At 63.3% G+C, this 22,762-nt stretch carries 18 protein-coding genes; 14 read left to right on the top strand and 4 right to left on the bottom strand.

Annotated features, from left to right (window positions below):
• Window positions 1-17: 17 nt before the first annotated feature.
• From DY201_RS26860 to DY201_RS26835, 6 genes are all read left to right on the top strand, one after another.
• The gene (locus DY201_RS26860) at window positions 18-263 is read left to right on the top strand and encodes a WGR domain-containing protein (protein ID WP_115734392.1); all 246 of its coding nucleotides are present in this window, start codon (window positions 18-20) and stop codon (window positions 261-263) included.
• Between the two features lie 368 nt (window positions 264-631).
• Window positions 632-1,825 carry a plasmid partitioning protein RepA gene (gene repA, locus DY201_RS26855; protein ID WP_115734391.1) on the top strand — a complete coding sequence of 398 codons (1,194 nt, stop codon included), beginning with the start codon at window positions 632-634 and terminating at the stop codon, window positions 1,823-1,825.
• A gap of 11 nt (window positions 1,826-1,836) precedes the next feature.
• Complete coding sequence (repB, locus tag DY201_RS26850) at window positions 1,837-2,892, top strand: plasmid partitioning protein RepB (RefSeq protein WP_165916102.1); 1,056 nt, start codon at window positions 1,837-1,839, stop codon at window positions 2,890-2,892.
• 259 nt (window positions 2,893-3,151) lie between these two features.
• Window positions 3,152-4,360 (top strand): plasmid replication protein RepC, encoded by a 1,209-nt coding sequence (gene repC, locus DY201_RS26845; RefSeq protein ID WP_115734390.1) that lies wholly within the window; start codon window positions 3,152-3,154, stop codon window positions 4,358-4,360.
• A 103-nt stretch (window positions 4,361-4,463) separates the two neighbouring features.
• Complete coding sequence (locus DY201_RS26840) at window positions 4,464-4,697, top strand: AbrB/MazE/SpoVT family DNA-binding domain-containing protein (protein WP_115734389.1); 234 nt, start codon at window positions 4,464-4,466, stop codon at window positions 4,695-4,697.
• Complete coding sequence (locus DY201_RS26835) at window positions 4,694-5,101, top strand: type II toxin-antitoxin system VapC family toxin (RefSeq protein WP_115734388.1); 408 nt, start codon at window positions 4,694-4,696, stop codon at window positions 5,099-5,101. The genes DY201_RS26840 and DY201_RS26835 overlap by 4 nt, the downstream gene beginning before the upstream one ends.
• A 197-nt stretch (window positions 5,102-5,298) precedes the next feature.
• On the opposite strand, the gene DY201_RS26830 is transcribed toward DY201_RS26835, so the two are convergent.
• The 3 genes from DY201_RS26830 to DY201_RS26820 all read right to left on the bottom strand — a co-directional run bounded on the left by DY201_RS26830 (window position 5,299) and on the right by DY201_RS26820 (window position 11,573).
• A complete protein-coding gene (locus DY201_RS26830) occupies window positions 5,299-6,549 on the bottom strand; it encodes a site-specific integrase (protein WP_115734387.1) in 1,251 nt (416 codons plus the stop codon).
• A 684-nt stretch (window positions 6,550-7,233) separates the two neighbouring features.
• Window positions 7,234-10,395, bottom strand: coding sequence for an efflux RND transporter permease subunit (locus DY201_RS26825; protein WP_115734386.1), 3,162 nt, complete (start codon window positions 10,393-10,395; stop codon window positions 7,234-7,236).
• Window positions 10,392-11,573: an efflux RND transporter periplasmic adaptor subunit gene (locus DY201_RS26820; protein WP_172582967.1), complete on the bottom strand. Its 1,182-nt coding sequence runs from the start codon at window positions 11,571-11,573 to the stop codon at window positions 10,392-10,394. Before DY201_RS26820 ends, DY201_RS26825 begins: the two co-directional genes overlap by 4 nt.
• A gap of 472 nt (window positions 11,574-12,045) precedes the next feature.
• Between DY201_RS26820 and DY201_RS26815 the strand changes: the two genes are divergently transcribed.
• Window positions 12,046-12,288, top strand: a complete 243-nt coding sequence (locus DY201_RS26815; RefSeq protein WP_115734384.1) for a DUF1344 domain-containing protein — start codon at window positions 12,046-12,048, stop codon at window positions 12,286-12,288.
• Between the two features lie 164 nt (window positions 12,289-12,452).
• On the opposite strand, the gene DY201_RS26810 is transcribed toward DY201_RS26815, so the two are convergent.
• Window positions 12,453-14,555 (bottom strand): bifunctional rhamnulose-1-phosphate aldolase/short-chain dehydrogenase, encoded by a 2,103-nt coding sequence (locus tag DY201_RS26810; RefSeq protein ID WP_115734383.1) that lies wholly within the window; start codon window positions 14,553-14,555, stop codon window positions 12,453-12,455.
• A 234-nt stretch (window positions 14,556-14,789) separates the two neighbouring features.
• Between DY201_RS26810 and DY201_RS26805 the strand changes: the two genes are divergently transcribed.
• The 7 genes from DY201_RS26805 to DY201_RS26775 all read left to right on the top strand — a co-directional run bounded on the left by DY201_RS26805 (window position 14,790) and on the right by DY201_RS26775 (window position 22,762).
• Window positions 14,790-15,566: a DeoR/GlpR family DNA-binding transcription regulator gene (locus DY201_RS26805; protein WP_115734521.1), complete on the top strand. Its 777-nt coding sequence runs from the start codon at window positions 14,790-14,792 to the stop codon at window positions 15,564-15,566.
• Complete coding sequence (locus DY201_RS26800) at window positions 15,563-16,972, top strand: FGGY-family carbohydrate kinase (protein WP_115734382.1); 1,410 nt, start codon at window positions 15,563-15,565, stop codon at window positions 16,970-16,972. Before DY201_RS26805 ends, DY201_RS26800 begins: the two co-directional genes overlap by 4 nt.
• Window positions 16,969-18,483, top strand: coding sequence for a sugar ABC transporter ATP-binding protein (locus DY201_RS26795; RefSeq protein WP_115734381.1), 1,515 nt, complete (start codon window positions 16,969-16,971; stop codon window positions 18,481-18,483). Before DY201_RS26800 ends, DY201_RS26795 begins: the two co-directional genes overlap by 4 nt.
• A complete protein-coding gene (locus DY201_RS26790) occupies window positions 18,480-19,484 on the top strand; it encodes an ABC transporter permease (RefSeq protein ID WP_115734380.1) in 1,005 nt (334 codons plus the stop codon). The genes DY201_RS26795 and DY201_RS26790 overlap by 4 nt, the downstream gene beginning before the upstream one ends.
• A gap of 1 nt (window position 19,485) precedes the next feature.
• Window positions 19,486-20,433: an ABC transporter permease gene (locus DY201_RS26785; protein ID WP_115734379.1), complete on the top strand. Its 948-nt coding sequence runs from the start codon at window positions 19,486-19,488 to the stop codon at window positions 20,431-20,433.
• 58 nt (window positions 20,434-20,491) lie between these two features.
• Window positions 20,492-21,598, top strand: a complete 1,107-nt coding sequence (locus tag DY201_RS26780) for an autoinducer 2 ABC transporter substrate-binding protein (protein WP_115734378.1) — start codon at window positions 20,492-20,494, stop codon at window positions 21,596-21,598.
• Window positions 21,599-21,700: 102 nt separating this feature from the next.
• The gene (locus tag DY201_RS26775) at window positions 21,701-22,762 is read left to right on the top strand and encodes a class II aldolase/adducin family protein (RefSeq protein WP_115734520.1); all 1,062 of its coding nucleotides are present in this window, start codon (window positions 21,701-21,703) and stop codon (window positions 22,760-22,762) included.

Here is a 22,762-nt window from a genome sequence, read left to right as displayed (position 1 = left end):
GCGCGATTCTGCCGTCCATGCAAAAGCCGAGCTTCATCCTACATCTCCAGCGTCGCGATCCGAGCCGAAACATGGCGCGGTTCTATTGCCTGTCAGTGGAAAGGTCTCTGTTCGGTGACGCGGTGCTGGTAAGGGAATGGGGTCGCATTGGTACGCTGGGCAGGAGGCGCCTCGATCTCTTCGCCGATGTTGCCCAGGCACAGGGCGCTCTGCGTCGCTTGGCGGCTTCCAAAATCCAGCGCGGCTACAGATCTGTCGGTTGACAGCTGTCAACGGCCGAGGCCGAAACGTTTTTGCAGAAGCGCTGTTTCGGCTCCGTCACAATGGTTAATTTCCGTTAACTATAAACAAGTTGACTCGACTCGCCCTCTCCAGCACCCTTGTTACGGTAATTGGTCGTAATTCGATACGTCCAGCGTAACCGCTTCAGCAAACCGTTATCCACGCTCCGGCACGTTAAAATGTGCGAAGGCGTAACCCGGATTCGGATTCTGCAGCGAATCGGCGCATAAATCTTAACGAAGCCTGACGGCGCATCGCTGATGCGTGCGCTGAACGGCGAGAGAGGACTAGAGACTTGGTTGGGGCATTTCTAGCACGGGCGGAAAACGCGAGCGAAGAGGCCGAGGTCATGGCGACTGATCGTGCTATTGCGCGTGACGCCGAGATGTTGTCGGCGCAATTGCAGGCGATGCGCGACCGGCTGTTTTCGCCAACCTCGAAGAAGGCGCTACGCAAGTTTTCGAGTGGTGAAGCGGCACGCCTGATCGGCGTCACGGACGGGTATCTGCGCCAGCTCTCCATCGCAGGGGAGGGGCCGCAGCCCGAGACCGGGGCAGGGGGGCGCCGCTACTACGCGCTCGACGACATCAACGGGCTGCGCCGACATCTTGCCGAGCAGAATCCGACCAAGGCGCGTCATTACTTGCCGCGCCGCGATGCTGCCCGTGGCGAGCACATGCAGGTGATTGCCGTGACCAACTTCAAGGGCGGCTCGGGCAAGACCACCACCAGTACCCACCTGGCGCAGCATCTGGCGCTTGCCGGCTACCGCGTATTGGCCATCGATCTCGATCCGCAGGCCTCGATGTCGGCGCTGTTCGGATATCAGCCCGAACTCGACCTCAATGGTAACGACACGCTCTATGGCGCGATCCGATACGACGAGGAGCGCAGGCCGCTCAGCGACATCATTCGCCGCACCTATTTCGACGGGCTCGACTTCGTGCCCGGCAATCTAGAGCTTCAGGAGTTCGAGCACACCACGCCGCAGATGCTGGCGGCGCGCCAGGCGGGCGACAACAAGGCGATGTTTTTCGCCCGCGTGCAGGAAGCGCTGCGCGGCGTGGCGGACAATTACGACGTTGTCGTCATGGACTGTCCGCCGCAGCTCGGCTTCCTGACGCTTTCAGCACTGTGCGCGGCAACATCAGTGCTGGTGACCATCCACCCGCAGATGCTTGACGTAGCCTCGATGAGCCAGTTCCTGTTCATGACTGCCGACCTTCTGTCGGTGGTGCGCGAGGCTGGCGGCGAGCTGAACTTCGATTTCATGCGCTACCTGATCACGCGCTACGAACCCAATGACGGGCCACAGACGCAGATCGTCGGATTTCTGCGCTCGCTGTTCGGTGATCGCGTGCTGACGGCACCACTGGTCAAGTCGACCGCTTTCTCGGATGCCGGCCTGACCAAGCAGACGCTTTACGAAGTGTCGCGCGAGAGCTTCAGCCGCGCCACCTACGATCGCGCCATGGAGTCGTTGACAGCTGTCAACGGCGAGATCGAGGGCCTGATGCTCAAGGCCTGGAATCGGGCGGCGTGAGGGAGGCTGGCATGGCATTGAACCGCAAGGACCAGCTCAAGGCGTTGTTCGGCACGGCCGAACCGTCTATGGCGCCCGCAACACCGTCTGAAAAGACGCAAGAGACCAAGACAGCCGAGCCGGAAGCGGCGCGGCCGCGTAGCGCATCTGGCGCCGTCAAGGCGATGGGGCTGTCGCTCGGCGGCCTGTCCAAGGAGATCGAGGAAGCGCGCAGGCTCAAGGAAAGCTTTGATGCCGCCGAACGCATTAGCCAGGTGGATGCTTCCCTGATCGAAGCGTCGTTCGTTGCCGACCGGCTCGATCATGGTGCGCTGGATCCGGATTTCGACGCGCTGGTCCTCAGCATCGAGGCGTCGGGTCAGCAGGTTCCGGTGCTGCTCAGGCCGCACCCAGACAAGCCGGGGCGCTATCAGACCGCCTATGGTCACCGTCGTGTGCGTGCAGCAGGCAAGCTTGGCGTTCCGGTTCTGGCGATCATACGGCCGCTCTCCGATGTCGAGTTGGTGCTTGCACAGGGCAAGGAAAACAGCGAGCGGCGTGATCTCTCCTTCATCGAGCGGGCGCTATTCGCGCACGAACTGATTGCTCGCGGCTTCGAGCGCGGCGTGGTCCAGGACGCGCTATCGCTGCACAAGGCCGAGATGACGCGCTTCCTGCAGGTCGCGGATGCAGTGCCCGAGCAGATCGTGCGCGCCATTGGCGCTGCGCCCAAGATCGGTCGTCCCCGTTGGATGGCGCTGGCCGATCTGCTGAAGAGTGAAGCCGCACGCGTCAAGGCCGAGGACGAGATCACCAGCCAGCGCTTCCGTGACGCTGCGAGCGACGAGCGGTTCAACCTGCTGTTCATGCGCCTGCAGCGCAAAGGCCAGTCGATCGTTGGCGCTGCCCGCGAAATCCGTGACGACAACGGCAAGGCGGTGGCGAATCTGACTGTTACCAAGGGCAAGGCCAGGGTCGATTTTCTGGAAAGAATGACCGATGGGTTCGAGGACTTCCTGGGTCAGGAATTGCCCAAGCTCTTGGAGAGGTTCGAACAGAAGCGCGGCGGCTCGGCCGGGCAAGGCTAGTTTTGGTCCACAGCCAGCGGCGTGGACGCCTGCTTCACCGCAGCGCCATTCCGGGAAGGTGGAGCGTAAAGCGTAGGTCCAATGCGTAGAGGATCGGAACAAGAAGGATAAACGGCAAGAAAAAGGCCCCCGAAACGTCGCCATTCCGGAAGCCCTCATCAATGTAGCAATTGTGAGAGAATCATTTTCGGATCGACTTGTCAACCACTGGACGCGTTCCGGCATGCCTTCGGCTTGCCTCGACAAGAGGTGAACGAGGATGATTGAGCATATTTCGACGACGCCCTTTGGGCGGCGGTCGCTATCGCTTGCCATGGTTGCAGGTCAGATGGCGGCGGACAGCTGTGCGCCTGGCGCCAGCTCCAACAAATGGCAGGTGTTTCGTGCCGTCTGCGAGGCCAAGCAATTGCTGGGCGCCAGCGATCGCGCGCTTGCCGTACTCAACGCGCTGCTGAGCTTCCATCCCGACACGGATCTCGTGGAAGGGGAGGGGCTGGTGGTGTTTCCGTCGAACGCCCAGCTGGCGCTGAGGGCACACGGCATGGCGCCGGCGACGCTGAGGCGGCATCTCGCGGTGCTGGTCGACTGCGGCCTGGTGGTGCGTCGCGACAGCCCCAATGGCAAGCGCTACGCCCGCAAGGGCTTCGATGGCGCGATCGAGCAGGCCTTTGGTTTCGACCTGACGCCGCTTTTGGCCCGAGCCGCAGAGTTCGAGCGCATGGCCGAAGCTGTCAGGGCCGAACGACGGGCGTTGCTGCTCGTTCGCGAGCGCATCACCATCCTGCGTCGTGACATCGCCAAGATGATCGCCTTCGGCCTCGAGGAGGGCATTGCCGCCGATTGGCAGCGCTTGCATCTGAGCTATCGCGAGATCGTGGCCGCCATTCCCCGCACGGCCAGCCGGCTTGAGCTCGAACCGATTTCCGCGGAACTGGCGATGCTTGCCCAGGAGGTGCGCAAGGCGCTGGAAAGTCACGTAAAAACTGAAGAAACAAGCGCCAATGAGTCTCATTTCGAGCGCCACATACAGAATTCAAATACACACCCTCATGAACTTGAACCCGGCCTCGAAAAAGGCCAAGGCGCAACCGCTGCGGTGAAACCGGGAACCAGGAGCCAGCCGCCAACGGGTTATCCGCTTGGCATGGTGCTGCGCGCCTGCCCGGATATTGCCGATTACGCACGAAACGGTATTTCGGGCTGGGCCGATCTGGTGGAAACGGCAAATCTGGTGCGCGGCGCCCTCGGCGTCAGCCCGGATGCGTGGAACCAGGCCTGCGAGGCCATGGGGGCTGTCGATGCCGCGATCATGGTGGCGGCGATGCTGCAGAAGGGCGAGGCCATTTCCAGCCCCGGCGGCTATCTGCGCAGCCTCACTGCCAAGGCACAGGCCGGAGAATTCTCGATCGGGCCGGTGCTGATGGCGCTCCTGCGCGGAAGGGGAGGGGCACAGGCAAAGGCAGGGTGAGCGTTGCGGCAGGACGGTAGCCCGTCGTCGCTCGTCGGCCTTGGGATTGAAAAATGCCAGGGTAGGTAATACCTCTAGCAAATCAATCATTACCGAGGCGAACATGCCGACAACAGTTACAGCCAAAGGCCAAGTCACAATTCCAAAGCCGGTTCGCGAGCTTCTGGGGATCGTACCCGGCAGCAGGGTGGACTTTCGGCGTGCCGCGGACGGTAGCGTGGTAATCACGCGTGCGGATAAGAAGCAGCCGCCGAGCCGGTTCGCGAAATTGCGGGGTCATGCTGGAACCGGTCTCGATACAGATGCTATCATGGCACTGACGCGGGGCGAGGGGTGACACTGGTCGATACCAACGTCCTGCTCGACTTGGTCACGAATGATCCGCATTGGGCAGACTGGTCGATTAGCCAGCTTGAGACGTGGAGTTTGCGGGGACCACTGGTCATTAACGACGTGGTCTATGCCGAGCTTGCGGTTAGATACGAGCGGATCGAAGATCTTGACGCATTTGTCGAGGAAGCGGGGCTTGAGATCGCGCCGATGCCGCGTGAAGCGCTGTTTCTGGCGGGCAAAGTGTTTACGCAGTACCGTCGTGCTGGCGGCTCACGGACTGGCGTGTTGCCAGACTTCTTCGTCGGCGCACACGCGGCAGTAGCCGACCAGGCCGTCCTAACGCGCGATGTTGGCCGCTTCCGCACCTACTTCCCTTCGCTGGTGTTGATAACTCCGAGCGGGGCCTGAGTGGACATCCTCGTTGTCCTGATAACGGGCCCGTAAGTCACGTGAGACAAGCTTAGTTCTGTGCTGGTGATCAGCCGTTTATGGAGTCACGCTCCATAAAGGCAAGGAAGCAGTTGCCGCGACTGCCTGCACAAGCGTGAGAGGCGGACTGCGAATGCCTTTAACGGAACTTCAAACAAGCAATCGCCGGATCGGCTCTACAATCCTGACGCTTTGGTGAGGTTGATGCGGAAGCGGTCGCGGCGGCGCTGGTATTTGCGGGTCATTTCGGCGCTGGCATGGCCAAGCTGCTTCTGCACGTAACGCTCCTCGACTTCGGCCGATGAGGCGAGGCCGGCGCGTAGCGAATGGCCGGCAAAAAGCCTGGTCCGTTCAGCCTCGGTCAGGTCGCCGCGCACGCCGGCGGCAAGGGCCGTGCGCTTGACCAGACGGGCGACTTCCTGGTCATTCAGCCGCTCAGTGCCGACCTTTTTGCCCTCGCCGGTGATACGCCGAAACAATGGGCCATGGCCAATGCGGGCAAGGCTCAGCCATGTCTCCAAAGCCACGACCGGGCAGGTAATGTCGGCGGAACCGCGGCCGATCTCGACCTCGCGCCAGCCGGTCTTGCCGCGCAAGGTGACCAGGATGCCCTTGCCGGGAAAGATTTCGATCCAGCCGCGGCCGTCTTCGGTCTGGTCGCGACCGCAGTCGAGCCCGACGATCTCCGAGCGGCGCAGCGCACCGGTGAAGCCGAGCAGCAACATGGCGCGATCGCGCAAGCCGCGCAAAGTGCCGCGTTCGAGCGTTTCCAGCATCGCCATCAGATCCTCGGGCAGGATTGCTTCCTTCTGTCGGGGAGGGCGGGCATGGGCGTTGCGGATGCCGGCCATGACGGTGGCGATGGCACGGTGCTTCCGGTCGAGTTTTTCTGCCCCGCGCTGGGCATAGTTCCAGGCGAGCGAGGAGAGCCGTCTTTCGATGGTCGAGACGGACTTCTTGTCGCCGCCGCCGGCGCCGGAAGCGAGTGCGGTGATGTAGAGCCCGACGGTCTCGGGATCGGGCGGCATGGTGGCAAAACCCTGGCGCCGGGCCCAGTCGGAAAAATGCTTCCAGTCGGCACCATAGGCGCGGCGGGTGTTGGCGGAACTGGCCGCCTCGACATAACCGCGCGCCCGTTCAGCCAGATCGCCGAGCTGGCCCACAAGGCCGCCGGCGGGCATGACGTCGACAGATGGCAGGGTAGGGGAGGGGTTTCCGTCCGACGCGATGGCGGCTTCCGGCTCGAGCGCCCGCTCGGCTTGCCGGCCCATGGCCATCACGACATCGACGATGTCGGGCAAGGCATCGATGGAAACGGCATCAGCGGGGCTGTTCCCGTCCAGAACAGCGTTTTCAGACGTGCTCTCTCGTCGAGGAGAGTGCAGTTTGGTATGGTTTTCCGGATTTTGCTCGACATTAGAGGCCATTTTCACAGTAGGCCATCAAATGAGCGATAATGCAACATTATCGATCATTGTGCAGGTATGACAGGCAGTGCGGTTATGGCATTGATTCTGGGTAATAACCGCACGACAACTTCCCGCCATAAGACGGTATGTTTCCGAGGCCTTCGTACGCGATCCTGAGGCAAATCCCCTGAAGACCCCGTCCGGCAGGATCGAGATGGCCATTGGCGCGATGGGGATGGCGGAGCTTTCGGACACACCCGAATGGCGCGAGCCTGTCGAATGGCAGGGGCGGGCGCAAGCGGATGAATTGCACCTGATCTCACCACAACCGTGGCACCTGCTGAACGGCCGGAGCGACGCCTCGGCCGAGGTCTGCGTCCACAAGGTTCGAGGATGCGAGGTTTGCCGCCTGCATCCGGACACGGCCGCGCGCCGCAGCCTCGACCAAGGTGACGTGCTGAAATCTACACCGCGCGCGGGGTCTGCCTTGCAACTGTCGCGCTTAATCCGGAAATGCGCGCCAACTGCGTCGTCCTGCCCCGGCGCTGGCTTGATGTGGTCAGGATCGACGGCCGATGTCCAAGGCAACCCCAACGTGCTGACGCTCGACAAGGGATCGAGCGAGCAGCCAGCGCCAGTTTCAGTCCGAATGAATGGCCTGCAGGGTTTTGCGGCCACGTCTGGTTACTGTCCGGAGGGTTGCTACCGGACCCGCTCGGCTTCTGCGCTACGCCGCCGCAGCACCAGCCGCCTGACTGCGACGTAGAAGACTGGCGTCAGGATCAGGCCGAACAGCGTCACCCCCAACATGCCGGCGAACACGGCGACGCCCATGGCGTGGCGCATCTCGGCGCCGGCGCCCGTCGCAATGACCAGTGGTACCACGCCGGCGATGAAGGCGAGCGAAGTCATCAGGATCGGACGGAGGCGCAGGCGCGCGGCTTCGAGGACCGCGGCCAGGGGATCGCGCCCTTTCCTTTCCTCCTCATGGGCGAACTCGACGATGAGGATCGCGTTCTTGGCGGCAAGGCCGACAAGGACGACGAAGGCGATCTGGGTGAAGATGTTGTTGTCGCCGCCCGAGAACCAGACCCCTGATATCGCGGAGAGTAGCGCCAGCGGCGCGATCAGCAGTACCGCGAAGGGCAAGGACCAGCTGTTGTATTGCGCGGCCAGGATCAGGAAGGCGAGCAAAACCGCGAGCGGGAAGACGATCATGGCGGTGTTGCCTGCTTGCTTTTCCTGAAAGATCAGGTCGGTCCACTCGAAAGCCATGCCGGCCGGCAATGTCTCCTTCATGATCCGTTCGATGGCATCGGTGGCCTGGCCGGACGAATAGCCTGCGGCCGGTCCTCCTGTTATGTCGACCGAGGAATAGCCGTTATAGTGCATCACGCGATCTGGGCCGGAGCTCGCGGCGATCGTCGCCAATGCCGCCAGCGGCACCATTTCGCCTGAGGCATTTCGAACCTTCAGGCGAGCGATATCGTCCACCTCGGCGCGGAACGGCGCGTCCGCCTGCACGATGACGCGATAGGTGCGACCGAAGCGGTTAAAGTCGTTGGCATAGAGCGAACCGAGATTGACCTGCAGGGTTTCGAATATGCCTGTCAGCGGCACATGCTGGGTCTTTGCCTTGACGCGATCGATGTCCACCTGGACCTGTGGCGCGTTGACCTGGAAACTCGCCATCATGCCCGCGAGTTCGGGGGCTGCGGCAGCCTTGGCCATGACCTCGCTTTGCACTTTCGCAAGAGCGTCGAGGCCGAGGCCGGCGCGATCCTCGATCTGCAGCTTGAAACCGCCGGTCGTGCCAAGGCCGGGTACGGGCGGTGGCGGGAAGATGCCGACGAAGCCGTCCGGGATCTGGCTGTACTTGCTCATCAGGCGACCGGCGATGGCGTTGGCCGAAAGTGACCGATCCTTGCGCTGATCGAACGGGTCGAGCATGGCAAAGACCACGGCGGCGTTGGGCAAATTGACGAAGCCGTTGACCGAAAGGCCGGGAAAAGCGACGACGCTTTCGACGCCAGGCTCGGCCAAGGCGATCTTCGACATTTCCCTGACCACGGATTCGGTGCGGTCAAGCGATGCACCGGAGGGCAGCTGGGCGATGCCGACAAGATAGTATTTGTCCTGTGCCGGTACGAAGCCGCCGGGGATGCTCTGGAAGCCGAGATAGGTCGCGCCCAGCAATCCGGCATAGGCCAGGAACACCACGCCGCTGATGCGGATGGCGCGGCGCGCCGCTCCGACATAGGCGTTCGAGGTGCTGTCAAAGAAGCGGTTGAAGACTCGGAAGAACCGTCCAAACAGGAAGTCGATGGCGCGAGTCAGCCAGTCGTGGCGGCCTTCGCCATGGTGCGGCTTCAAAAGCATAGCTGCGAGCGCCGGCGACAGCGTCAGCGAATTGATCGCCGACAGCACGGTCGAGATGGCGATAGTCACCGCGAACTGGCGGTAGAACTCGCCCTGCAGGCCGGACAGGAAGGCCGAGGGTATGAACACGGCCGCGAGCACCGAAGTGATGGCGATGATCGGCGCCGTGACCTCATCCATCGCCCTGCGCGCCGCCTCCTTCGGCGTCTCGCCCAGCCCTATGTGGCGTTCGACATTCTCGACGACGACGATGGCATCGTCGACAACGATGCCGATCGACAGTACCAGGCCGAACAGCGACAGCGTGTTGAGCGAGAAACCGAGGAGGTACATCACCGCCAGCGTGCCGACGAGCGAGATTGGCACTGCGACAAGCGGGATGATCGAGGCGCGCCAGCTCTGCAGGAACAGCACGACGACGATCACGACGAGGGCGATGGCCTCGAGCAAGGTCTGCACGACGGCCGCCAGCGACGCCCGGACAAAGACGGTCGGGTCATAGGCGATGCGATATTCCAGGCCCTCGGGGAACCCTGCCTGCAGGCGTTGCATTTCGGCGCGGACCGCGCTTGAGACATCAAGCGCATTCGCCCCCGGACGCTGGATGATCTGCAGGGCAACCGCCGGTTCGCCGTCGAGCAGGCTGCGCAGCGCATAACCGTCGGCGCCAAGGCCAATGCGGGCGACGTCGCGCAGGCGCACGACCTGGCCGTCCGCGCCCGTCTTGATGATGATCTCACCGAACTGCTCCTCGCTGGTCAGCCGACCCACAGCACTTACGGTGACCTGGAAGCTGGCCTCCCGAGACGGCTGCTGGCCGATCGCGCCTGCGGCGACCTGTACATTCTGTTCGCGAATGGCGCCGACCACGTCGCCCGCCGTCATGCCGCGCGCCGCCACCTTGGCCGGGTCGAGCCAGACGCGCATGGCATATTCGCCCGCCCCCCAGACGATCACGTCGCCGACACCGGGCAGGCGGGAGAGCGTGTCGCGCACCTGCAGGCTGGCGAAGTTGGAGATGTAGAGCGGATCGTAGCGCTTGTCCGGCGACACCAGGTGAACGACCATCAGGATGTCGGGTGAGGTCTTCTGGGTGACAACGCCGATGCGCTGGACTTCCTCGGGCAGGCGCGGCAGGGCCCGCGACACGCGGTTCTGCACCTGGATCTGCGCCATGTCGGGATCGGTGCCCTGGGCGAAGGTCACGGTCAAAGTCATCCGCCCGTCGGTGGCTGCTTGCGAACTCATGTAGAGCATGCCTTCGACGCCGTTGATCGACTGTTCGAGCGGCGAGGCAACAGTCTCGGCGATCACTTCGGGACTGGCGCCCGGATAGCTCGCCGACACCTGGACGGTGGGCGGGGTGACGGCAGGGTATTCGCTGAGCGACAGGCGGAACAGTGCCAAGGCGCCCGCAATCAGCATGAGCGCCGACAGCACGATGGCGAAGATCGGGCGGTTGATGAAGAAGTGAGGTAGGTTCATCGACGCGCCTCCAAGCTGGCGCCATCAACGGAGGCCGCGACAGGTGCCATCGCGATCCGGTTTGGCGCCACCTGCATGCCCGGTCGCACCAGTCCCTTGATGATGATCGTCTCGCCACCGCTGAGGCCATGCTCGACGACGCGCAACCCGTCGACCATCGCCCCCAGTTCGACCGGTCGGTATTCGACCATGTCGCCGGCAGCCAGCACCAGCACGTAGCGCCGGCCCTGGTCGGTGCCGACCGCCTGGTCATCGATGAGGACGGTCTCGCGGGCGGCACTCGTGGCGAGCTTCACCCTTGCGAACAGGCCTGGCGTCAGCCGGCCGTCGGCATTGGCCAGCATGGCGCGCGCCCTTATCGTACCAGTGCTGCGATCGACTCGGTTGCCGAGAAAATCGAGGGCGCCGGCATGGGGAAAGCCGTCCTCGCCGGTCAGCCCGACAGCAACAGGCGCCGGAGACACGAATGCCGCTCCTTCAGGCCGGAAACCCAGGTAGGTTGCCTCGTCGATGTCGAAGTAGACATGGGCAGGATCGACTGAAACGATCGTCGTCAGCAACGTCGCGGCCCCCAACGCACCGACAACCAGGTTGCCCTCCGTCACTAACACCCTGTCGACGCGGCCCGAGATCGGCGCGGTCACGCGGGTGTAGGACAGGTCCAGCTTAGCTGCAGCGACGACGGCTTGCGCCTCCTCGACCTGGGCTTCCCGCTCGCGTTTGCTCGCAACATCATCGTCCAGCGTCTTTGCGGGAATCGCACCCTTCGGGGCCAGGCGCTGCGACCGTTCGAGGTCGACCTTGGCCTGCTCGAGCAGGACCGTTGCCCGGCGCAGTTGCGCTTCGGCACTCTGTAGCGCGACCTCGAACGGCCGTGGATCGATCTGGAAAAGCAGCTGGCCACGTTCGACGAGCCCCCCCTCCGGCACGCTGACGGTTTCGATGACCCCGCCAACCCGCGGACGCAGCTCGACGGTCCTGACAGCGGCAACGACACCGGTGAACTCGGACGCCGGCGCAAGCACGCGGGTGACGACTTCGGCTACCGGAACCTGTGGCGGCGGCGGTGGCGGTGCGGCCTCCACCGACGCCATTGCCTGCCTGACATAGGCCGGCCCATCGCCTGCCTGCATGAGCCATGTGGGAGCGCCGACGGCCACCGTGGCCAACAGCAACATTCTTGTCTTTCCAGTCATTTGGTGTGCCTCGCAGACAGATGCGCGACGCCCGTAACGACGCCGCTGGATGATTTGTGGCGACGCTAGGGTTTCCGGTGACTGGAAGGTCAACCGTCTTTGTTGCCGGCTATGCGCCCTCGCTTTTTTTGGCGGTGGACGCAGCGAGCGTCCGCTGACCGCCCCCAAGGTGCAGTCGAAAGGACCGGCGGAAAGATCGTGAATTGACGACTTGACTTTCCAGTGACTGGAAAGAGCAGCCTTCAATGACGGCTCGAAAGCCGATGAACATTGGAGACGGAAAATGCCTGACTGAAATCGACGATGACCTGCTGCCAGGCGGCAGGTTTGTGGCTCCGGTCATCCGACCGCAGTCAAACCCTCACGAAAAACTCTGGTGCGAGCAGCAGTCCGGACATCCCAGCGATGCCGGACAACGCCCCACCTTTGTCCAAGAAACGGAAAGACCTCCCAAATGAAGACCATCCTCCTCATCGCGTCGTCCATCGCGCTCACCGCCGGCGTGGCATTCGCCGCCTCCAGCGACGGCGTCGTCGCCAGCTACAACCATGACGTTCGCGTCATAACGCTTGAAAACGGCAGGAGCTTTACGGTGCCGCGTGACGTCGCCGTGCCAGCGCTGCAGGCTGGCGAGAAAGTGTCGATCCAGCTGAATGGCGAAGGAGACCGCGTTACCGCCGTGCTGAAGTCGTACTAGTCGTATCAGCTCGGACGGGACAAGCGCCACGGAATCCCCCGCCCCGTGGCGCTTGTTTCTCGTAGACCGCGATTGGCAGCAAGGCCTGGCGCCATCACCTCGATGACCTGCCCTCGGCTCCCACTTGCCGACTTGGCTCGGCTCAGGGAATTGGTCCGACAGGACTACCGGGTAAAGCTCTGGGCGTTGCCGGCGTCGACATTGATGATGTTGCCGGTCGACTTGGCCGACATATCTGAGGCGAGGAAGTAGACCGCTTCGGCGATGTCTTCCGGGAAGACCGAGCGTTTCAGCATCGAGCGCTTGCGGTAGTGTTCCTCGAGTTCGTCCGGCTGCATTGCGTAGGCCGCCGCGCGCTGCTCGCGCCATTCGCCGGTCCAGATCTTCGAGCCGCGCAGCACGGCGTCGGGATTGACGGTGTTGACCCGGATCTGATGCTCGGCGCCCTCGAGCGCCAGGCAGCGCGCGAGATGGATCTCGGCCGCCTTGGCCGTGCAGTAGGCGGCCGCATTGGGCGAGGCGGCCAGTCCGTTCTTCGAGGCGATGAAGACGATGTTGCCGCCGATCTGCTGCTGCTTGAAAGTGCGGAACGCCTCGCGCGACACCAGGAAATAGCCCTTGGCGAGGATATCCATGTTGCGGTTCCACATGGCGAGTTCCGTGTCCTCGATCGGCGCTGACGAGGAGATGCCGGCGTTCGAGACCAAGATATCAGTGCCGCCGAACTCGACGGCGCTGTCGGCATAGGCCGAGGCCACGCCTGTTTCGTCGGTGACGTCGAGGCGGACGGGCCGCACGAAGTCCTTGCCGAATGCCTTGCCGAGTTCGTCATGCGCGGTGGCAAGGGCGGCCTCGTCGATGTCAGCGATGACAACGCAAGCGCCTTCGCGCAGAAGCCGGGCGGCCGTCGCCTTGCCGATGCCCCCGGCGCCGCCGGTGACGAAGGCGATCTGGCCGGCCAGCGATTTCGGCTTGGGCATGCGCTGCAGCTTGGCCTCCTCGAGCAGCCAGTACTCGATGTCGAAGGCTTCCTGCTCGGGCAGACCGACATAGGTTGAGACCGATGATGCGCCGCGCATGACGTTGATGGCGTTGACGTAGAATTCGCCTGAAATCCTTGATGTCGCCTTGTCGGCTGCGAAGGTGAACATGCCGACGCCGGGCATCAGGTAGACCACGGCGTTGGGATCGCGCACGGCGGGCGAGTCCGCATGCCGGCAGCGGTCGTAATAGGCCTGGTAGCTGGCGCGATAATCGTCCAGCGCCTTGGGCAGCATCGCAATCACGGCGTCTACATCAGGCCTGGCAGGATCAAAGTCGATCACCAGCGGTCTGATCTTGGTGCGCAGGAAATGGTCGGGACAGGAGGTGCCGAGGGCTGCGAGATCGCGCAGATGGTGCGAGTTGACGAATTCCAGCACGGCGTCGCTGTCGTCGAAATGACCAAGCTTGCGCACGCCCTGTTGCGAGATCATGCCGCGGATACGCGGCATCATGCGCGCGGCGACTGCCCGGCGTTCATCTGCCGGCAGCGACGTCGCAACCGCGCCGCCAAAGGCCGGCTTGCCCTTCGCCTCGCTTTCGAACCAGCCGATCGCCTTGTTGATGGTGTCAATGGTGGTGGCGTAGCACTCCTTGGGCGTGTCGCCCCAGGTGAACAGGCCATGGCTCTCGAGAACGACGCCCTTGGCCGCCGGGTTCTCCAGGCAGAATTTTTCGAGCCAGAGCCCGAGTTCGAAGCCCGGGCGCTTCCACGGCAGCCAGCCGATCTCGCCGCCGAAGATCCTGGCAGTGAGCGCCTTTGAATCCTTGGCGGCCGCGATCGCGATGATCGCGTCGGGGTGCATGTGGTCCACGTAAGCCCTTGGAACATAGGCGTGAAGCGGGGTGTCGATGGAGGCGGCGCGCGGGTTGAGGTTGAACGTGCAGTGCGGCAGGTAGCCGACCATCTCGTCCTCATGTGCAAGACCGCGATAGAGTCCTTTCAGCGCGCGCAGCTTGTCCATGTACAGCGTGGCGAAACCGTCGAGCTTGATCGACGCGCTGTCGCCGCCCGAACCCTTGACCCACAGAACCTCCACCTCGGCGCCTGTCAGCGGATCCTTCTGGAGGATCTTGGAAGAGGTGTTGCCGCCGCCATAGTTGGTGACGCGCTTGTCCGAGCCCAAAATGTTGGAGCGATAGACCAGGCGCTCCGGCTCGCTCATGGCGGCCGCCCTGGCGTCGTCCCACAGATTTGCAAGCCGCGTGGAGTTGGTGTCGGGCATGTCGGATTCCTCCCGGCGCGAGATCGGGCGCCGCTCTCGTTTGGCCGTAAAATCAGGCCAAGCCATGCGGTTTGTCAATCGTAAAAAGAGCGAACTAAATCATTGTGCGTCGCATCATGATCTAGTTGCAGCGCAGTATGAGCAATTTTCATCACAAATCGCTTGCGCATCAAATCGATTTGCGTAAGTTAGCTCATGGCATAGCCTTTTCGCGAAGCCATGGGAGGTGTTTTCGTGAACGACCTGGTCCGCCAGCGGCAGATCATCGAGCTTTTGCGCGACCGGCCTTTTGCGTCTGTGCGTGATCTGCAGGAGCATCTCGGCGTTTCCGCAGCCACCGTGCGGCGCGACATCGACAAGATCGATGAGGCGGGCAGTGCCCGAAAGGTCTATGGCGGCATCTCCGCGCTGGATAGCGCGGCTCAGGGGACCGCATTCGCTCGTCCTTATGACGAGAACCGCGACCTCGCGGTCGAGCCCAAGCGGCTGATCGCCGAACTGGCCGCGACTATGGTCGCCGACGGCGATGCGGTCATCGTCAATGGCGGTTCGACCTGCTTTCATCTGGGCGTCAAGCTGGCCGATCGCAATGTCCGCCTGTTCACCAACTCCATGCCGTTGGCGGGCTATCTCGGCGAGCACGGCAAGTGCAGCCTGACCTTGGCGGGTGGCGAGCTGCATCGCGAGCCCCGGGTCATCTACTCGCCGTCGCAGCCGATCAACTTCTATGCCTCCAAGTTCTTCCTCGGCGCGCAGGGGATCAGCCCTGATGGCCTACTTGAATCGCATCCGCTGATGGTGCGCTCGATCCAGGAGCTCAGCCACAACGCCGACCAGATCGTCGTCCTGGCCGACAGCCGCAAGTTCTCGATCCATGCCCGTAATGTCGCCCTGCCGCTGACGCGGCTGGCCATGGTCATCACCGATGAAGGCCTGTCTGACCAGCATGCCAAGATGCTCGAAAGCGCGGGTATCGCGCTGCGAATCGCGTCCAACGGGGGCGGTGCATGAGCGGCGCGCTGGCGGTCTTCGATCTCGGCAAGACGAACTCCAAGCTGTTCGTGTTCTCGCCTGACGGCACGCTGCTCGACGAGCGCCGCACCAAGCCGGTCTGGCATGATTATCGCGGCAAGAGCGTGCTCGACGATGAGCGCTTGTTTTCCTGGATGAACCATGAGCTGGCCGAGGTCGCAGAGACACATGACGTGACGCGGATGATGATCTCCGCTCACGGATGCGCTTTTGCACTGGTGCGCGGCAACGAGCTGCTGCATCCGATCCTCGACTATGAGCAGGAAGTTCCGAGGCCCATCGCCGGAGCGATCGATCCGATCTTGCCCGACTTCTCGGAGACCTACACGCCCTGGCTGCCGCTGGGTTTCTCCATCGCCCGCCATATCTACTGGCTGGAGGTCGAAGAACCCGAAGCGTTCGCGGCCACCGAAGCGATCCTGTGCTATCCCCAATATTGGGTCTGGCGCTTCAGCGGGCGCAAGCTCGCCGAATGGTCCTATCTGGGCGCGCATAGCCAGCTTTGGGCGCCGCTCAAGCGCGACTACAGCTCGCTGGTCGAGCGGCTCGGCTGGCGTGACCGCTTTCCGGCCATTGCGCCTGCGGGTGCGGTGGTCGGCGAGGCCAGCGTCACCACGCCGGACGGCAGCATACGGGCGATCGCCGTCCACAATGGCGTGCACGATTCCAATGCGGCGCTGGCCTATTACCGCATGACCGGGCTGCACGACTTCACGCTGGTTTCGACCGGCACCTGGGTCATCATCATCAATCTGGACTGTCCGCTCGGCGCGCTCGACCAGGAGCGCGACATGATCGCCAATGTGACGGTCAACGGTGAGCCGGCGCCGTCGCTTCGCTTCATGGGCGGTCGCGAATACGATCTGATCAGCGAAAACTGGAACAAGCCGATCTCGCAGGCAGCGGTCGAGCGTGTGATGGAGCGCGGGGTCTTCGCCATGCCGTCATGGGCTGCCGGTGGACCCTTCCCCGAGACGAAGGGGAATGTCGTCGGCGGCGACGTCACCGGCGAGGAGAGGGCGGCGGTCGCCGCACTCTATATCGCCATGATGACGGACCTGTCGCTCGACCTGATCAAGTCGGAAAATCTCCTGGTTATCGACGGCGGCCTGGCGAAGATCGACCTGTTCACCGCCATGATGGCGCAGCTGCGCCCGACGCAGACAGTCATGCGCTCGATGATGAGCGAAGGCTCTGCAACGGGCGCCGCGGCACTGGCCTTCAAGGCGCTTGGCCTGAAGCCGTTCGGGGACGAGACCGTCCCGGTGTCGGCCAGCCACATACCTGGTCTCGATGCTTACCGCGCGCGCTGGCGCGAACTGGCCGACGGTGCGCGCGCCGCTGCCAGGACGGCAACGCCTGAAGCGAAGGAGGCGGGCCGATGAGCAGTTCGACCGCCTATGTTAGCCTGACCGGCATGTCCAAGTCCTTCGGCGGCGTGAAGGTGCTGAAGGACGTCAGCTTCGACGTCCGCCCCGGCGAGGTTCATGCGCTGCTCGGCGAAAACGGCGCCGGCAAGTCGACGCTGATCAAGATGATGTCGGGGCTCTACACGCCCGACGCCGGCGCCATCACCGTCGACGGCAAGGAGATGAAGTTCTCGTCGACTCGCGACGCAGGTGCTGCAGGCATTGCCACGGTCTACCAGGAATTGCTGCTGTTCCCCGAGCTGTCGGTGGCGGAGAACGTCTTCCTCGGCAACTATCCGCGCACGGCCACCGGCATCATCGACTGGACGGAGGTGCGTCGCCTGACCCGCGATCTGCTCGACCAGCTCGACACCTATGACCTTGACGTCGATACCAAGGTGCTGAGCCTGTCGGTCGCCCAGCGTCAGCGCGTCGAGATCGCCAAGGCGCTGAGCAAGAACGCCCGCATCCTGATCATGGATGAGCCGACGGCGTCGCTGGTCGAGTCCGACGTCCAACGGCTGATGGCCGTCGTCCGGCAACTGCGCGAACGCGGCGTCGGCATCGTCTATGTCAGCCATCGCATGCCCGAGATCTTCGCGCTCGCCGATCGCGTAACCGTGCTGCGCGACGGTGCCCATGTCGCGACCAGGGACATCGGCGAGGTCGACGAGAACCAGCTTGTTTCGATGATGGTCGGCCGCTCGATCGAAAGCCTGTTCCCGAAGGCGCAAGCCAGCATCGGCGACACCGTGCTTCGGGTGAGGAACCTCAATCACGGTCGCCATGTGCGCGACATCTCCTTTGATCTGAGGCGCGGCGAGATCCTCGGCATTGCCGGCCTCGTTGGCAGCGGCCGAACCGAACTCGCACTGACCCTGTTCGGCATGACGCCAGCCACGTCAGGCGAGATCGAGATGGAGGGTAAGGCGGTCCGCATCGCCTCGCCACGCCAGGCGCGCGATCTCGGCATCGCCTATGTGCCGGAGGACAGGGGTTTGCAGGGCCTCGTCAAGTCCATGGCCATCCGCAAGAACGTTTCGATGGCGACCATCGAGCGGCTATCTTCGGGCATCTTCATCAAGGCCGGCGAGGAGGCGCAGCGCGCCCTCGAAGCGGTCAAGCGGCTCAGCATCCGCTGCCGCAGCATCGGCCAGCCGGTCGGCGAGCTGTCGGGCGGCAACCAGCAGAAAGTGGTCATCGCCAAATGGCTGGAGACCAAGCCCAAGGTGCTGATCCTCGACGAGCCGACGCGCGGCGTCGATGTCGGCGCCAAGGCCGAAATCCACACCATCATGGGAGAGCTCGTGAAGCAGGGCGTTGCCGTCATCATGATTTCGAGCGAACTGCCTGAGGTGCTTGGCATGAGCGATCGCGTGCTGGTGATCAGCGGCGGCCAGATCACCGGCGAGATCGATCGTGCCGACGCCACGCCCGAACGAGTCGGCGCTGCCATGACGGCGCATCGCAGCGGGGAGGCGGCATAATGACGACGACTGTCGAAGCGACCGCCCGCTCCCGCCCGGTGCTGCAGCGCCCGGGCTTCTTCAAGCGGCTTTTTGCCGAATATGGCCAGGAGATCGTGGTGCTCGCTGCCATCGTCGTCCTCTTTGCCGTGGTCACGATGGTCAATCCACGCTTCATCAGCGCCAACAATTTGACCACCATATTTTCCGGCAACGCCTATATCGCTGTCGCCGCCATCGGTATGGCGATGGTCATCGTTACCGGCAACATCGACGTGTCGGTCGGCGCGCTGATCGGCGTCTTGGCGACGATTTCGGGCTCGCTTGCGGTTGCCGGCTATCCGATCTGGTTCGCTTGGCTGGCGCCGGTGCTGGTAGGCATGGCTGTCAATGCCATCATCGGCATCCTCGTCGCTTATGCCAGGATACCATCCATCGTCGTGACGCTCGGCGCGCTCTCCATTCTGCGCGGCGGCCTGATCAGTATCACCGGCGGCACCTGGATCACCGACTTGCCGCCCGCCTACCTGATCGCCCAGAAGCAGATCTTCGGAATGCCGGTGCCGCTGGTCTTCATGGTCGTGCTGACTCTGCTTGCCGCATTCTGGATGCGCTATACCGCCTTCGGCCGCTCGCTCTATGCCATCGGCGGCAATGCCGAGGCAGCACTGGCGACCGGAATCCCGATTGCGCGTCGCACCGTTGCCGTCTTCGTCATCCATGGCGCCTTTGCCGGCCTCGCCACGATCCTGTTCGCCACCCAGTTGCAGGTCATCCAGTCGACGGTGCCGCCAAATCTCGAACTCACCGTCATCACCGCCGCCGTCATCGGCGGCGTGTCGATCCTAGGCGGTTCGGGCACGGTGATCGGCTCGACGCTGGCGACTGTCCTGTTCGCCACGATTGGGTCGGCTCTGATCTTCGTCAACGTCTCGGCCTACTGGCTGCGCGCCGTGATCGGCCTTCTGATCCTGGCGACCGTGCTGGCCGATATGCTGCGCCGTCGCGGCAGAGGGGTATGAGATGACGCTGAAATCCCTCATCCGCCACGAAACCTTCCTGGCCCTGCTGCTGGTCGCGGTCCTGATCATCCTATCGTTCCAGTCGGACCGCTTCTTCACCGTCGACAACCTGCTCAACCAGGGACGGCTGATGACCGAGATCGGGCTGATCGCGATCGCCATGACCTTCGTCATCGCTACCGGCGGCATCGACCTGTCGGTTGGCTCGATCCTTGGCCTGACGGCGATCCTGACCGGTGTGTTCTGGCAGAATGTTGGCCTGCCACTGCCGGTCGCGGCTACCGCCGCGATTGCAGCGGGAACCTTTGCCGGCTTCGTCAACGGGGTCATCATCACGCGCTTCCGCGTCCCACCGCTGATCGCCACGCTGGCGACGCTCGCACTTTATCGCGGCCTCGCCGAGGGCATCAGCCAGGCACGCTCGGTACGCGGCTATCCCGAATGGTTCTACGTGCTGGGTCAGAAGGATGTGCTCGGCGTGCCGACGCAACTGTGGGTCCTGCTGTTCGCGGCCATCGTTGCCTCGGTCATCCTTGCCTATACGACATGGGGCCGCACGGTCTACGCGGTCGGTTCCAACGAGGTCGCCAGCCGTTTCTCCGGCCTGTCGGTCGAGAAGACCAAGTTGGCGCTCTACACCGCCTCGGGCTTTGCGGCTGCGGTGGCAGCCGTCATCTTCGTCTCCCGCGTCTCCACGACGCGCTCCGACATGGGCACAGGCATCGAGCTCGACGCCATCACCGCGGTGGTGCTTGGCGGTACTTCGATCTTCGGTGGGCGCGGAACGATCATCGGCACCATCATCGGACTTTGCCTGATCCAGGCGCTGAAGAACGGCCTGTCACTTGCCGGCATCAAGGGTGACGGCACGATCATGCTGATCGGCGCGGTACTTATACTGGCGATCCTCGCCAGCAACCTCTTCGAGAGGAGCGGCACTCGAACCTAGGGAGAGCAACGTCCTTCACTGCCGCTCTACAGTGTCCGGACGATCAATGGAGGATGGAATGCGTAACGTAGTACTTTCCGCGCTCTTGGCCTTGTCGTTCTCGACAAGCCTCAGCAATGCCCAGTCTGTCTGGACGGGCGGCGACGACCTGCCGACCAACCCGCTGGCCTGCGACGCCACGCCCGCGACCGCTGCCGCCAAGCCTTATGATGGCGGCCAGCCGACCAACGCGCCCGACCGCAAGGGCAAGACGATCAAGGTCGTCGACGTGCCGAAGCTGGTCGGCATCGGCTACTTCAATGCCACATCCAAGGGCATTGCCGACGCCGCCAAGGAAATGGGCTCGATGGATGCCAAGACCGATGGTCCGTCCAAGGCCAATATCGACGACCAGATCACGCTGATCGACAACTACATCACCTCCGGCGTCGACGGCATCCTGTTTGCCGCTAACGATCCCGTCGCCATCGCGCCCGTGCTGAAGAAAGCGCTCGGCGCCGGCATCAATGTCGTCGGCTACGACGCCAACTCGTCGCCGGATGCTCGCCAGTGGTTCGTCAACCAGGCCGAGTTCAACGGCATCGCCAAGGCCATGGTCGACTCCATGGCTGCCGAAATCGGCGATGAGGGCGCATTTGCCATCGTCACCTCGACCTTCACCACGCCCAACCAGGCGCGCTGGATCGCCGAGATGCAGGCCTACCAGGCCAAGTGCCATCCCAAGATGAAGTGGCTCGAGACGGTCGAAGCCCAGGAAGACAACATCCTGTCCTTCAACCAGTCGAACACGCTCATCAACAAGTATGGCGACGAGCTGAAGGGCATCTTCGGCATGACCAGTGTGGCGACGCCGGCCGCTGCCGACGCCGTGACCCAGGCAAAGAAGTGCGGCAGCGTCGCCGTCGTCGGCCTCGCCACGCCGAACGCGATGAAGCCCTATGTCGGTGCTGGTTGCGTCAAGTCTGTGGTGCTGTGGAACCCGGTCGATCTCGGTTATGCCGCAGCCTATGTGCTGCGCGCGGTTGCCGATGGCACTTTGGCTCCCGGTGCGACCTCGGTGAAGGCTGGCAAGCTCGGCGATCTCTCGGTCATCAACGGCTCGGAGATCCTGCTCGGCGCGCCGACCGTCTTCAACAAGGACAACATCAACAACTTCGACTTCTGAGGTCGGAGTGGGAGGCGCGTTCACGCGTCTCCCCAATTTCCGGAGTTGGCCGGCGACATGACCACCGGCCAATTCCACCCCCAATTTGAAAGGACCGTCGCCATGCCAGAAGCGGCCGGCTGGCAAGCCGAACTCGAAGAGCTGAAAGTCGTCTCTGCCCGTATTGGCGGCGACCCGCTGCTGACGCAGGGCGCCGGCGGCAACACGTCGCTCAAGACTGGCGGCACGCTCTGGATCAAGGCGTCAGGTACCTGGCTCGCGCATGCGCTGGCGCGCGACATCATGGTGCCGGTGGAAATGGCGCCGTTGATCGCTGCTGTCGAGGCAATCGATCCCGCTGCCGAGCAGGCGCACCAGTTCACCATCACCACGCTCAACAGCTCGGGCCTGCGCCCTTCTATCGAGACGACTGTGCATGCGCTGTTGCCGCAGCGCGTGGTGCTGCATGTTCACTGCGTCGACACCATTGCCCATGCGGTCCGCGCCGATTGCGCCGAACGGATTGGCCCACGCCTCGCCGGGTTGAACTGGGCTTATGTGCCTTATGCACGGCCGGGTCTGCCGCTGGCGCTGGCCATCTCGGAACATCGCGGCCAGCAGCCTGACGTGCTGATCCTTGGCAATCATGGTCTCGTCGTGGCGGCCGACACGGTGGCGGGTGCAGAAGCCTTGCTGGAAGACGTCAAGGTCAGGCTGCGCGCTGAGCCGCGCGGCGCTCCCGCGCCTGATGTCGGTCGCCTTGCTCAACTTGCCGCGGTCACTGACTATCGCCTTCCGTCATCCGAAGCCGCCCATACTGCTGCGACCGACCCGATAAGCCTGAAATTGGCAGGCAAGAGCAGCCTCTATCCAGACCACGTGATCTTCCTTGGAACCGGTTCTGTCACTGCCCGTGACGGGGAAGACGTCGCGGCCGTGGTCGCACGCTTGGGTACCTCACCGATCTCGATCCTGTTTCCCGGAACGGGTATCCTGATGCGCAGGGATGCGACGCCGGGCGCCGATGCCATGGCCCGCTGCCTCGCCGACGTCCTCGCACGCATTCCAGGAAATGCGCCGGTACGGGTGCTGACGCCGGAAGAGCATCTCCAGCTGACAGACTGGGATGCCGAGAAATACCGGCAGGACCTCGCCCGCAAGGCTGCGGCCAAGAAGATCGCCTGA

Origin of the sequence: Aminobacter aminovorans (genome assembly GCF_900445235.1) — a bacterium.
In the GTDB taxonomy this organism is placed as follows: Bacteria; Pseudomonadota; Alphaproteobacteria; order Rhizobiales; family Rhizobiaceae; genus Aminobacter; species Aminobacter aminovorans.
Note: the sequence above shows the minus strand (reverse complement) of the source record. Positions and strands in the feature narration are given on the sequence as shown.

Excerpts from the sequence above, each read along its gene's own strand:
- DY201_RS26860 (WP_115734392.1), top strand. The coding sequence starts at position 18 with ATGCAAAAGCCGAGCTTCATCCTACATCTCCAGCGTCGCGATCCGAGC.
- repA (WP_115734391.1), top strand. The coding sequence starts at position 632 with ATGGCGACTGATCGTGCTATTGCGCGTGACGCCGAGATGTTGTCGGCG.
- repB (WP_165916102.1), top strand. The coding sequence starts at position 1,837 with ATGGCATTGAACCGCAAGGACCAGCTCAAGGCGTTGTTCGGCACGGCC.
- repC (WP_115734390.1), top strand. The coding sequence starts at position 3,152 with ATGATTGAGCATATTTCGACGACGCCCTTTGGGCGGCGGTCGCTATCG.
- DY201_RS26840 (WP_115734389.1), top strand. The coding sequence starts at position 4,464 with ATGCCGACAACAGTTACAGCCAAAGGCCAAGTCACAATTCCAAAGCCG.
- DY201_RS26830 (WP_115734387.1), bottom strand. The coding sequence starts at position 6,549 with ATGGCCTCTAATGTCGAGCAAAATCCGGAAAACCATACCAAACTGCAC.
- DY201_RS26825 (WP_115734386.1), bottom strand. The coding sequence starts at position 10,395 with ATGAACCTACCTCACTTCTTCATCAACCGCCCGATCTTCGCCATCGTG.
- DY201_RS26820 (WP_172582967.1), bottom strand. The coding sequence starts at position 11,573 with ATGTTGCTGTTGGCCACGGTGGCCGTCGGCGCTCCCACATGGCTCATG.
- DY201_RS26815 (WP_115734384.1), top strand. The coding sequence starts at position 12,046 with ATGAAGACCATCCTCCTCATCGCGTCGTCCATCGCGCTCACCGCCGGC.
- DY201_RS26810 (WP_115734383.1), bottom strand. The coding sequence starts at position 14,555 with ATGCCCGACACCAACTCCACGCGGCTTGCAAATCTGTGGGACGACGCC.
- DY201_RS26800 (WP_115734382.1), top strand. The coding sequence starts at position 15,563 with ATGAGCGGCGCGCTGGCGGTCTTCGATCTCGGCAAGACGAACTCCAAG.
- DY201_RS26795 (WP_115734381.1), top strand. The coding sequence starts at position 16,969 with ATGAGCAGTTCGACCGCCTATGTTAGCCTGACCGGCATGTCCAAGTCC.
- DY201_RS26785 (WP_115734379.1), top strand. The coding sequence starts at position 19,486 with ATGACGCTGAAATCCCTCATCCGCCACGAAACCTTCCTGGCCCTGCTG.
- DY201_RS26780 (WP_115734378.1), top strand. The coding sequence starts at position 20,492 with ATGCGTAACGTAGTACTTTCCGCGCTCTTGGCCTTGTCGTTCTCGACA.
- DY201_RS26775 (WP_115734520.1), top strand. The coding sequence starts at position 21,701 with ATGCCAGAAGCGGCCGGCTGGCAAGCCGAACTCGAAGAGCTGAAAGTC.